Annotated in this window: 9 protein-coding genes; 5 read left to right on the top strand and 4 right to left on the bottom strand. The window is 53.2% G+C overall.

Features of this window, described 5'->3' with window-relative positions:
• The coding region (locus GOX66_RS24615; RefSeq protein ID WP_174822840.1) for a type IV secretory system conjugative DNA transfer family protein at positions 1-938 on the top strand (938 nt) is incomplete at its 5' end.
• 169 nt (positions 939-1,107) lie between these two features.
• Here GOX66_RS24615 and GOX66_RS24610 read toward each other — a convergent pair.
• Positions 1,108-4,257, bottom strand: a complete 3,150-nt coding sequence (locus GOX66_RS24610; RefSeq protein WP_170766420.1) for an AAA family ATPase — start codon at positions 4,255-4,257, stop codon at positions 1,108-1,110.
• 422 nt (positions 4,258-4,679) lie between these two features.
• Between GOX66_RS24610 and GOX66_RS24605 the strand changes: the two genes are divergently transcribed.
• Positions 4,680-5,312, top strand: a complete 633-nt coding sequence (locus tag GOX66_RS24605; RefSeq protein ID WP_170766418.1) for a hypothetical protein — start codon at positions 4,680-4,682, stop codon at positions 5,310-5,312.
• Between the two features lie 24 nt (positions 5,313-5,336).
• Positions 5,337-6,608, top strand: coding sequence for an MFS transporter (locus GOX66_RS24600; RefSeq protein WP_170766416.1), 1,272 nt, complete (start codon positions 5,337-5,339; stop codon positions 6,606-6,608).
• Positions 6,609-6,833: 225 nt separating this feature from the next.
• Here GOX66_RS24600 and GOX66_RS24595 read toward each other — a convergent pair whose 3' ends face one another.
• Complete coding sequence (locus GOX66_RS24595) at positions 6,834-8,771, bottom strand: CocE/NonD family hydrolase (protein ID WP_170766415.1); 1,938 nt, start codon at positions 8,769-8,771, stop codon at positions 6,834-6,836.
• A gap of 74 nt (positions 8,772-8,845) precedes the next feature.
• On the opposite strand from GOX66_RS24595, the gene GOX66_RS24590 reads away from it, so the two are divergent.
• On the top strand, positions 8,846-9,799 hold the full coding sequence (locus GOX66_RS24590; protein WP_170766414.1) for a LysR family transcriptional regulator: 954 nt from the start codon (positions 8,846-8,848) through the stop codon (positions 9,797-9,799).
• Positions 9,800-10,199: 400 nt separating this feature from the next.
• Here GOX66_RS24590 and GOX66_RS25950 read toward each other — a convergent pair whose 3' ends face one another.
• Together GOX66_RS25950 and GOX66_RS24585 are read right to left on the bottom strand one after the other, a co-directional pair.
• The gene (locus tag GOX66_RS25950; RefSeq protein ID WP_237212774.1) at positions 10,200-10,418 is read right to left on the bottom strand and encodes a GDCCVxC domain-containing (seleno)protein; all 219 of its coding nucleotides are present in this window, start codon (positions 10,416-10,418) and stop codon (positions 10,200-10,202) included.
• A gap of 4 nt (positions 10,419-10,422) precedes the next feature.
• Positions 10,423-10,746 (bottom strand): hypothetical protein, encoded by a 324-nt coding sequence (locus tag GOX66_RS24585; protein ID WP_170766413.1) that lies wholly within the window; start codon positions 10,744-10,746, stop codon positions 10,423-10,425.
• A gap of 98 nt (positions 10,747-10,844) precedes the next feature.
• Here GOX66_RS24585 and GOX66_RS24580 point away from each other — a divergent pair, with 98 nt between their 5' ends.
• On the top strand, positions 10,845-11,234 hold the full coding sequence (locus GOX66_RS24580; RefSeq protein ID WP_170545354.1) for a MerR family transcriptional regulator: 390 nt from the start codon (positions 10,845-10,847) through the stop codon (positions 11,232-11,234).
• Positions 11,235-11,476: the final 242 nt, after the last annotated feature.

The following is an 11,476-nucleotide window of genomic DNA, read 5'->3' as shown; positions in this document are numbered from 1 at the left end:
CAACGATTTCGGTTATGTTGAACTCCGGCCTTCAGCTCTGGCGCAACCCGTCTGTGGCAAGAGCCACGCAGGGCAATGACATCAACTTTGAGGATCTGCGTCGGCGCCCCACCTCGATCTACTTTTCAGTGCCGGGGAAAAAGGTCAAAGAGTTCCGGACACTCATTCGCCTGTTCTTTCTCGATCTGGTGAACACAATCGAAACCCACGAACCGGGCCCAGATGAGCCGTTCAAGGTTTTGATGCTGCTCGATGAGTTCCAGCGCCTCGGCCATCTTGAGCGCGTCGTTGAAGCCTATGACACCATGCGATCGTTCGGCGGTCGGATCATCGTGATTTCGCAAACACTGTCGCGCCTGCAGGACATCTATGGGCATGAAGGTGTGCGGGCGATGCTGGCAAACGCCGGGACGCAGATGTTTGCGGCGTCCGAAGATTCAGAGGTACGCGAACACGTGTCCAGGTCCATCGGTGACAAAACGGTCATGAGCAAATCGAAGTCTCGGGCGCTCGGTAAAATGGAAATGGGCAGCATATCGGAACGTGAGGAAGGCATTCGCCTGCTCCGGCCCGAACACGTTGGCCGATTGCCTGAAAATGAGGTTGTGCTGATCCGCGAGGGTAAGATGCCGGTGATTGCAAACAAGATCAGGTACTTTGAAGATCCCTATTTCATGCAGTTCTTGGGTGGCGAAAGTCCGAAGATCAAAGGCACACACCTCGATCTGGCTGTAGAGCAGGCCAGGGACACGGCAAAGGCGCTGGCTGAAGCGAAACCGGCCCCTGCCCCGGTGAAAGAGGTTTCGGAAAAAGATCAGGAACTTCAGGCAGCTTTTGATGCGCAGCGCACAGTCGCAAAACGAAAAAGCCGGTCCGCAAAAGACATGGCGATGGAGAAAATGAGAGCTAAGCGACCAGGCAGCAGCGTCCCCGCTTGACCCGACTGGCAAACCGTCTCGGTTTCTACACTTATTGAGACACGATCATCAAAGCGAGGTCGTTTGAGGGAGGAGCGAAATGACGCTCCAAGCCCCTTGGTTTGTGAGCAGCCGTTCATAGATCATGCCGCGAAAGAGGAACAAAAGTAATAGCAGACGTTAGGCTGACCTACGTCTGCAACTTCAAGGCAGAGATTGCGTCAAGCAAGGGTTTCATTCCTCGTTTTCGTGCAATGCTCTCGGATTGCGCCAACAGCATTGCAGCGCTGTGGTCGTTTCCGCGATCGATTTCAGCTTCGCAGGATCGAAGCAATGACCAGGCTAGTGAACCACGCTCTCCCGTCCGGGTTGCAGTAGCTGTCGCGCGAGCCGCGGTTTTGGCCGCTGAATCAACTTCTCCAAGAGAACGTTGTACCGCGGAGTATTCGCTCAACATTAGAGCGCGCAAAAATAGGAAGCCTTTGTCTTCACCCAATGAGTCAGCTTCTTCTAGCAAGGAAAGTCCGCGATCCTTTTCTCCGACCTGTACAAGAGCCGGTCCGAAACTCATTGCCATCCTCGGCAGGTAAACTGGCAATTCGTGACGGCACCGATCGAGCAACGGATCGCATTTAGCAACGACTTCTGTGTAGGCGCCTTGCAATGCTTTCAATCTTGCAAAAGCCAGTCCTATCCAAAGTTCTTCATGATCAGGCGCCCGTATTTCCGGTAGGATCGATACGGCTTCCATAAGGTCATGTTCTCCAGAAGCGAACTCCCCGACCTCTGCGCACATTAGCGCACGCCATGTCCGGCAGTTCTGAGTCTGATTCATTGCGCCTTTCAAGTCGCCGCGCCCCACATCGAAGCCAAGCCTCTCCTTGACCCGTGTAATGTAGTGTATCGCTTCGGCATAAGTTCCTTGTGCGTATAACGCCCGCGCAAGCATCGTATTCGCGCCGACAAACGCATGCTCGTCTTCTAGACTGTCGCTTAGTTCTACTGCCTCCCGGCCGCATGATATGGCGTCGTCTATCCGACCGGCGCTGGCAAGAACGTAGGCTCTTGAATCCAAAGCACGCGATAAGCGGGAACCGTCGCCAGCCTCCCGCGCAAGTGTTGTGGCCTGTTCGACGACGTTCAACAGATGATCGACATCACCTTGCCCGTAGTCGGCACCGTAAAGACTAAGCAACAGGTCGATACGCGCAGTCCGACCCTCCAGCGGGTCTTCGATTGCCTCTACATGTAATAAGCCCTGCTGACAGAATAGCGAAGCTTCCTTGTCCGCCCCCTTGCGAAGCGCTTCAATGGCGCCATCAAGCCACCATCGAACAGACCTTCCGGGCTCGGCCCCAGCTACTAGATGGGTCGCAATCAACTCCGGCAGTACGTTTCCACCACGCTTTGCTTGAGAGATGGAAAATTCCGCAAGCTTCAAATGCACTTCTCTGCGCTTACGCTTCAGAAGGCTTTCGTAGGCAGCGTCGCGGACAAGGGCATGCTTAAAGATATAGCGGCAATCCGTTGGCGCTCCGCGCCTGTACACAAGCTCAGCTGAGATAAGACGATCCAGCGCCGCCCGAATGCTGGAATCGGGTCCGTCAACAATGGCAGTCAACGTGGCAAGATCGAACTCCCGACCAATGCAAGAGGCGATCTGAGCCGTCTCCTTCACTTCTGGAATCCTGTCGAGGCGAGCCATTAGGGAGTCGTGTAGAGATGCTGGAATAGTGGCTTCGCCGGTCTCAAGCACAGCCTTGGTAAGTTCCTCTACAAAAAGGGGAACTCCGTCCGTGCGCTGAATTATAGCTTCGACCGTTCTGTCAGGCAGTCTGTCTTCTCCAATTCTCCGCACCATGTTTTCCGCCCAGTCGCGGCCAAGGCGGTTTAGCGTAATCCGCGTTACATCTGGGTGCGCGGCCATAGAAGGCTGATTGTCCATGCGGCTTGTCATGAGTATCAAAATGCGTGTCGCGGAAGTGGCTTCCAGAAGATGCTCAATCAGTTCGCGGGTCGTCGGATCCGCCCAATGACCGTCTTCAAGGACAACGAGCAAGGGATTGGTCTCTGAAAGTAAAAGTAGATGGCGCCAGACTGCTTCTAGCGTCTTCGCCCTTTGAGCAGAAGGCGACAAGTCGATCGGCGAAAATCGTCCGTCAAAGTCTATCCCTAGTAGATCCGCAATCAACGCCACGTCCGCACAGGCACTGGTGCCGGCGCGCCAGTAGCTTTCAAGCTTATCGAGCTTTTCATCTTTTGTATCAGCCGGCGCTAGTCTCGCTGCCTGGGCAATTTGATTGATGACAGGCCAGAGTGTACTGTCGCTGTGATACGGCGAGCATTGGAAGTAGACAGTCGTCGGATCCTCGATAGCGCTTTGGAAGCCTCGGACAATTCGGGATTTTCCGATGCCAGCTTCACCGACGAGAAGAACGCATTGTCCCTCTCCTCGCTCTGCTCTTTCCCACCGTTCGACAAGCAAATTCAGTTCGTTGTCGCGTCCGACCATCGGAAGAAACTCTGGCGAACGAGCCGCGAACCTACTTTGAGCACTGCTTTCGCCCAGCACGATGAAAGCCTCTACCTTGCCTGGTATCCCCTTCAATTCCACGGGGCCAAACGCCTCGAAATCGAACGCGTCTGCCAACAAGTTTCGTGTTTCGTTAGAAATAAGAAGCCCGCCTGGTTCAGACAGAGCTTGGAGCCGTGCGGCCAGATTGGGTGTCTCGCCCGCCACAGCCAACTCTTGCGACACCCCATGCCCCACAAGTTCGCCTACTACAACAACGCCCGTCGCAATTCCAATGCGAACGTTGATCGGCGTACCGTCCGTCGCAAGCAGCTTGGTCGAAACCCGGATCATCTCTAGGCCAGCGCGAACGGCTCGTTCTGCATCGTCCTCGTGGGCGGAGGGATAGCCAAAATACGCGATAACCCCGTCGCCCATGAACTTCGCCACGAACCCTCCATATCGGGCAACCGCGCCAGCACTGGCGTCTTGGTAGGCGCGAATAACATCGTTGATGTCCTCAGGATCAAGCCGCGCGGAAAGTTCGGTCGATCCAACCATGTCGCAAAAGAGGATTGTTAGATGGCGACGTTCGGCTTCTCCAGAAAGCACCGTCATGTTTGTTGGTTTCGTGTTTCCTGTCGGCGGGTACCTAAGGGCCTCGATGGCCTCGAGTACGCGACGCCGATGCCCGATCTTCGCGATACCAAGGTCAGAAAGATCCGATGCCGTTAAGCTTGCAAGGACTCTCTCGTCGATCGCGTTCTCTTGAAATGCTTCGATGTATTCGTCTAGCCCCAATCGAGCAAGCCAATCAGCTATGTCCATCACAATGCCGCCGTGCCCCCAAGTACTCCTACCGAAGCGCACTTTAAGTATAACACGCCGACCAGATTTGGTCTGCCTTATTGAGCAAACACCGCTGTATACACGTCGGCTTCTTCCGCCGACCTGCCGTTCAAATCGGACGTTGCGAACGACGGCTTTGTCCGCGTCATGGTAGTTCATGCGGCGTGCAGCGAAAGTCGATCCATACCAGACCGGCCCTTGGTGCAGATTGCGGCGAAAGTGTCAGGAGAGCCCAATTTGACCGATGCTGCTTGTTGGATGTATGACCGTTAGCCTCATTTTATCTGTGCTGAATATCCGATCCAATTTTCAGCAGTTGTGTTTCCCTCGACTAAAATGGCCATTCATATACACTGCGCAACAGTGCGAGAGCGCCTATCGTGGCAATAGGAGCCTGACAAATGAGTGGCGAAACCCCTGATAATCTTAGACTTTGGCTACCTGACCGCGATGCCGTTGTCTGTGACCGGGAAGAAATTAACGCCGTCTTACAAAGAGTGGGGGCGCATGTTTGGCCGCTTGATACGGCCTCCGCGCCTGCTGAAATTCGCGCCCTTTTGCAAGCCAATAGTTTGGATCAGGAGCAGAGCCAGAAAGTCCAGAGCCATTTTTTATGGTCACGCGAACAGCTCCTGGAGTGTATCAAAGCTGCAGGACGTAAGCCTGGTACGGCCGGTGGGGGGCTGCTTTCAACGACCGACAAAACTCACGAGGTAATATACCCTCAACTCTATCAGGTGTTGGAAGGGATCGATTACACTCGTTTCGACCGTTTTCACGTCAATCGTAGCCTGACACAAACAGGTGTTGACGAAGTAATGCATGTACTTTCTGGAAATGGCGTTGTCCTGCGTCAGAAAATTCCAGACTATGGATCGTTTCGGTTGGAAATCGATTGCCCGCCGGACCAAGGCTGGACCCTGACCTATGATGGCGACCTGCCACATATAGGATCTCTCAGTGGTGCCTCCCTTGGTACGAAAGTCCTGATGCAGATCATCGGTCCCGCTGAGTGGGAAATGATCTATCTCTGAACAGCCAAACCAAGTGGATCGCAATTGAAACTATCTGCCGGGATTCCCAAACATGTAAATCTCACTGCCGCCACTGTGGGTAATGTGTTGGAGTGGTACGATTTCGCAATTTACGGTTTCTTGGCAGCGATCATTGGCAAACATTTTTTCCCTGCAGATGATCCGACGGCATCTCTGCTGGCTTCTTTTGGGGTCTTTGCCCTTGGTTTTCTGGCCCGCCCATTAGGCGGTATTCTGTTTGGCCATATCGGAGACAAGATCGGCAGGAAGACTAGCATGCTGATTTCGATCAGTTTGATGGGCGGCGGCACCTTCGCCATCGGGATACTGCCGGATGCCTCCCGAATTGGTGACGCGGCACCGCTGTTACTTGTGGCAGTAAGGGTCGTTCAAGGCCTTTCCATGGGTGGCGAATACACAGGATCCGCCGTTTACCTGGCGGAAAGTGCACCGGATGAGCATCGCGGTTTCATCGGCTGTTGGCCACAGGTTGGGTGCCTATTGGGAGTCCTCTTGGGCTCCGGTTGCGCGGCTCTGACAAGCACCATTGTCGGTGAAGCAGCCATGCAACTGTGGGGCTGGCGGGTTCCCTTTCTTCTGGGTGGGTTAATTGCCGTTTGGGGATTGTTGATGCGCCGCCAAATGGAGGAACCTAGTGTTCTGGACGCATCCGAGCGTGTCTCGGGTTCGCCCTTGATTGTGGTGATGAGGAACCACTGGAGGCCAGTCCTTCGCCTTGTTTGCCTGCTGCTGGTCACCAGCATCGGCTATTATATGCAATTTGTTTATGCCGCCTCATTTCTGTCCGAGAAGATGCATATCTCAACCGCCAAATCCATGGATATCAATACGCTGGCGATCTTCACAATGCTTGTTGTAACCCTGCCCGCAGGCTGGCTGGCTGATCGTTTGGGGCGCAAGCCGATGTTGGCTTTTGTTGCCATTGGCAGCATGATTTTTGCCTGGCCATTATGGTGGCTCATTCATCATCAGAGTTTCGTTCTTATATTGATCGGTCAGTGCGGATTTGGTGTCCTTTACGGTGTTGGCTTCGCGGTCATTATGCCGACCATGGTCGAAATGTTTCCCGCTTCGGTGCGATGTAGCGGTACGGCAATTGGCTTCAACCTGTGTCTTGGGTTGTTCGGCGGGACAACCCCTTTGGTCGTGACCTATCTGGTGTCACGCACTTCGAATGATTTTGTTCCAGCCTACGTGCTTATGGTAGCCGGAGTTTTGTCTTTATTTGCGCTCTACCGCCTTCCCGAGAACCGCGGCAAGCCACTCCCGAAGTGACGTTTACTTTTTGCTCAAAAGCCGCTGATCTTGACTGATTGGTACTATTGGGGTCCATTGCGTTACGGGGCGAAATGACACTCTAAGCATTTTCGGTTAGCTGACATTGACGCATAGCGCGGCGGATTCAACGAAAGAGCCCATTTTGCTTGATGCTGCACGCTATACAAACGAGCATTGTTCGCGCTAAGCAGACCTGATTTCTATTACTTTGCGGCTGCAATCTTACTCTACATCGCGCAGGATTGGCAGCGGCTCCCCTTTGGCAATCGGCTGCGGTGTGCTCGCGAATTTGACGATGGGAAGTTCAAGATACGGTGAAGAAATCGGAAATTCTCCGGGGTGACTGCCACCGGTATAGACCGTATGAACGCCGACATTGACCAGTTCCGTATGCTGATTATGCGGGGTAAAACTCACATTAGACCCAGCAACGATCAGTTCAAGTGTTTCACCCGCTTCGAAATGAACGGCAGTCGGAAGAATTTCGATCTCCAAGTAATAGGCCTCACCGGGTGTGAGATGCTGAACCTCGTCCAGGGCATAGATCGTCCGGTAGTCAGGGACCGGATGCCCATTGTAGGTATCAAGGGTCTTGCGAAGGCTTGCGCGTATCCAGCCTCGGGAAAACAAGCTGTCACTTGCCAGGAGGTTAATGAAGTACCGGACGTCGCCGTCAGTGCCGCGTTTGCGCAATCCGACAAATACGTCCATGTCGACGGCTGAATTGGGGTTATCATCACGCGCTCTGGGATCCATGAGTACGTCCGGTGAAGCGATCAGGTGTAGCTTCGGATACCCTGCAATTTCGGTCGGTTGCTCAAAGGTATGGCTGAAGATCAGACGGGGATTGGTTGTTTCAGGATCATCAATGACAACAACATCGGAATCGTATTGAGTGATAGCTGCGCTCGAAGGTTCATTGTTGCTAAGCGTCATGGTAGCCGCATCAAGGTAGTAGCGGCGGTATTCTGTGTCTGGAACAGGCCACTCATCTACATACCGGTCGTGATAGAGATTGTCTCCATGCATCACCTCGACATGCACTGGTGCGTTTTCCAGTGTTTCGCAGACTTCCGTCACATCTTTTAGGTAACAGTCTAGGAACACTCGTTGCTTGTCACGGGATTCATCCTGGTTCGAGACGCTCCACTCTTCTCTGCCATGAGTCGTCAGATAGCGTGGTACACCTGCGATGCCGAGCCGTCGGTAACCTTCAAAGCTACCACGGGAGTGCAGGCCTTGAGTGCTCCACGTACCAGCGACCAGCGCTGGTACTGCAATGTTCTCGACATCCAGGATCGGGGGAATTTCAAATTCAGTCAGGTCGGGAACAAGATCCAGCGGGATTTCTGAAAAAGTCAGGCCAAATTCAGGTTTGGTGTCAGGATCCTGAAACACGGCTGATTTCCCCGAGAGCCAATATGGAATGAAGGCGGTTTCCTGAATTCCACCATTGAACAGATCATCGCGAATGATGTCGGACGACCCTTGCCAGACAACTATTGCATCCAAACCTTCGGGTTGTGTCGCCGCGACCAACCACTGGATGATACCCAGATAAGATGTGCCTTGCGTTGCGACTTTGCCATTTGACCAACCGGGACCGCCATTCTCCGCGCCACGGGCAATCCACTCGATGGCCTGTTTGAACGCATCAACCGTTGCTTCGCTGAAAGGATCTTCCGTCCCAGGCGACTTCCCGGTTCCCGGAGCATCAATGATGACCACCGCATACCCGTGCGGCACAAAGTAACCAGGATCAGCGGCTTCGAACGGGGCGACATCACTGATGTTCATGTCACCGAGATTAAGCCCAATCTCCCTGTTGATATTGCCCCGCGCCGTATGCACATACCGGCTTGGTCCGATATCCTTGTCATAGGCGGTCAGGCTGACGATCACCGGAACCGGTCCCGCATCCTTGGGGTAGAAGACATTGGCGGAAAGTTCGGTTGTTCCTGATCCATTGTCATTAACCGGGATCATGATGGCCTCGATCACAGTCGCTTCACGGTCAATCGGGTAAATGGTTGTCAGGTCATTTCCGATGCGTGCCGTCAGCGGATGGCTAAACATCTGATCTGATGCGACTTGAGCCACCGCAGGATTGGCCGTGGCACAAAGGCAAAAGGCTAACGCTATCAATGTCTTTGAAATCATGCGTTCTCTCCCGCTGCGCCAAAACCCATCACATGGAAAATTGTAGCCCGTCAGCCGGTTGTTGTGATACGGCCATGAAGGATGAACGTTCTTCAGGATTGAATAACATGCCGCGCCCATCTCCCGATGATATTGTGGCCTTTTTGGCGGTCATGCAGACCGGATCGACCCGTGCAGCGGCAGACGTGCTTGGTCTTTCGCAACCAACCGTAAGCCGACGTATTGACGCCTTGGAACATGCCTTGGGGTTGACCCTGTTCGAGCGCAGTCCGCGTGGATTTGATCCCACGTCGGTGGCTCGAAAACTCTCCGGTGAGGCAGCGCAGGTTAAGCGCGCCCTTGAAATGTTCGACAGTACCGCGACCCAAATTCGAAAATCCGTTACCTCCAAGGTCATTCGCGTGACGTCAACTGTTGAAGTTTTCGAGCGTATCCTCAGTCCTCTCCTGTCCCGCTATGGTGAAACCGCTCCAGAAGTTGTGTTCGAAACTGTATTGACCAACCAACCGCTGGATCTTGTGGCCGGAGAAGCGGATATTGCGTTTCGTCATGGTGACAAAGGCAACGAAGCGGATCTTACATACCATCACCTGGGTGATGTGAGTTGGGCGATTTATTCCTCCCAGGACAGGTTGAAGGATGTTTCACTGCCAATGGATCTAAACGATCTGCATGACAAAGACTGTGTTCTCTTTGAGCATTCGGTTGGGCCACAATTAGTGCGCGCCTGGGCGGAAGACCTGTTTGCAAAATCCAGGATCGTCTTGCGGTGCGATACCCTACAGGGAGTATTGTCTGCGGTTTGCAACGGTGTTGGTTTTGCGCCGCTGCCCTGCAGCGTTGCCAGGGGAATTCCCGAACTCGTCAAGTGCCTCGCGCCAGACAATGGCGTGGCGGTGCCGTTCTGGATCGTCTATCCCACGAGAGGTAACCCGCGGTATCTGGTCGAATTTATTGAAATGGCGCAAAACAAAGCAACGGCGGTGATGAACATGCTGGAAACCGAAACTGGTAATCAGAGCCACTGATCAGAATTTCTTTTATGTTTCCAAACTGAGTTTTCCAATTTCATCGACGCCGTCTGTTGTAAAAAAACCGAATTACGTAATTCGTACAATTCTCTATCTCTTGATTTTCGGCATGATCTATTTCTCACGGTCGATGTGCCCATACAGCTGACGTGGGTGAGCTCGCAGCGAAAGCCCACTTCGCCCCGCAGAGCAGACATTGAGGTGACTTCAAGCAACGACTGCTTAGAGTCCAACTTGTACCCTGGATTTTATTGCTGCATGCGCTTGCAGCAGGAACAACGCTGCAACTGCCGAATATATTGTGCGGCCAAGCAGCGGAAAAAACTGTCATTCATGCAAATAGCAGCGATGCTCGCGGCGGCAGCTCACAGTTCGCTCAACAAAGCCGTCCTTCACTTCATCCGCAACAGCTATCGCCTAGCTGAATTGGTGGACACGGGACAGTGGCATATGAGCAGTAGACACAACAGTCGCCTTCCAACGGCTTCAATACTGTTTTGCACGACTTGCATTCGTAGAACCACTGGCAAGCATCCGTTGGCATTTCCTCGGTTTCGCTGTGACCGCACTTGGGGCAAGTCAGGGTGCTTTCTAGGACTACAGATTGTTTTGTCATAGTCTCACATCTGCATGATCAGGTAGTCGTTAATCCGTGCCTCGTTAAACACAACAACCCAAGCCACGCCGGTGATTAGAGTCGTTCCTGCAAGCCGCCATTTCAACGTCGGCAAGGAACCGCGCCGATAAGATACCAGCCACGATATCGCGACGAGCGCCGTTGAAATCGTCAGCACATAGTAACTCGCTGCGGCAACCTTCCCAAAGATTGCCAACCAACTGCCACCCAGCCCCAGTAACATCATCGTCATGGGCAAAACGCAGCAAGTCGCGACGCCAAGCGCTGATAGCGATCCCAAATAGCTGAGGCTAAGGTACTTCTGCATTCTGTTTCCCTGATGGACTACGTCGCGCGGAGTTGTAGAGACAACAACCTCTCGTTTAACTTCTGTAGCCACTACAGGATCAAGACAGGAAATCTCACATGTTTGCGATTGGGGAGGCATCCCGGCAAAGCGGTGTCGGAATTGAAACTATCCGCTACTACGAACGCGAAGGGATCGTGCCGAAACCAGAAAGGGCATCGAATAATCGACGCATGTACTCTGCGCACGATGTGGGACGGCTTTGTTTTATAAGGAAGTGCCGAGACTTGGGTTTTTCGCTTGCCGATGCAAAGGTGCTTCTCAACCTGTCCGAAGGTGATAGCGAGGATTGCCAATCCGTTAAGGAACTGGCCGAGCTTCATATCTCCAATGTGCGTATGAAGATAAACGAACTAAAGCGATTGGAGGCCGCCCTGAATGAACTTACGGCCAACTGTAACATCGGAAACGTTTCTTGCCCGATGCTTGCGCAGATACGGACCTACTAATGGCACTTTGAGGCTCGCAGTCGTCCTATGCCAACGCAGCATGACCCAAGATTCGGGCCGCACAGAATCTACCGTTCGTTAGAGAGGTCAACTCGTTGATTTAGCAATGTTTCCATCAATCAATGAACATTTGTGCATCGCCACGGTGTTCTTGTAGCGCGCGGTGAATTCGGACAGACAGCCCATACCGGATGAGGTGGGTGGCTCCTGCTCCACCGGCATCGAATGTGCCAAAGTGCAGT

Source organism: Ruegeria lacuscaerulensis (genome assembly GCF_013031245.1).
GTDB classification, from domain to species: Bacteria; Pseudomonadota; Alphaproteobacteria; order Rhodobacterales; family Rhodobacteraceae; genus Ruegeria; species Ruegeria lacuscaerulensis_C.
Note: the sequence above shows the minus strand (reverse complement) of the source record. Positions and strands in the feature narration are given on the sequence as shown.

Excerpts from the sequence above, each read along its gene's own strand:
- GOX66_RS24590 (WP_170766414.1), top strand. The coding sequence starts at position 8,846 with ATGAAGGATGAACGTTCTTCAGGATTGAATAACATGCCGCGCCCATCT.
- GOX66_RS24585 (WP_170766413.1), bottom strand. The coding sequence starts at position 10,746 with ATGCAGAAGTACCTTAGCCTCAGCTATTTGGGATCGCTATCAGCGCTT.
- GOX66_RS24595 (WP_170766415.1), bottom strand. The coding sequence starts at position 8,771 with ATGATTTCAAAGACATTGATAGCGTTAGCCTTTTGCCTTTGTGCCACG.
- GOX66_RS25950 (WP_237212774.1), bottom strand. The coding sequence starts at position 10,418 with ATGACAAAACAATCTGTAGTCCTAGAAAGCACCCTGACTTGCCCCAAG.
- GOX66_RS24580 (WP_170545354.1), top strand. The coding sequence starts at position 10,845 with ATGTTTGCGATTGGGGAGGCATCCCGGCAAAGCGGTGTCGGAATTGAA.
- GOX66_RS24605 (WP_170766418.1), top strand. The coding sequence starts at position 4,680 with ATGAGTGGCGAAACCCCTGATAATCTTAGACTTTGGCTACCTGACCGC.
- GOX66_RS24610 (WP_170766420.1), bottom strand. The coding sequence starts at position 4,257 with ATGGACATAGCTGATTGGCTTGCTCGATTGGGGCTAGACGAATACATC.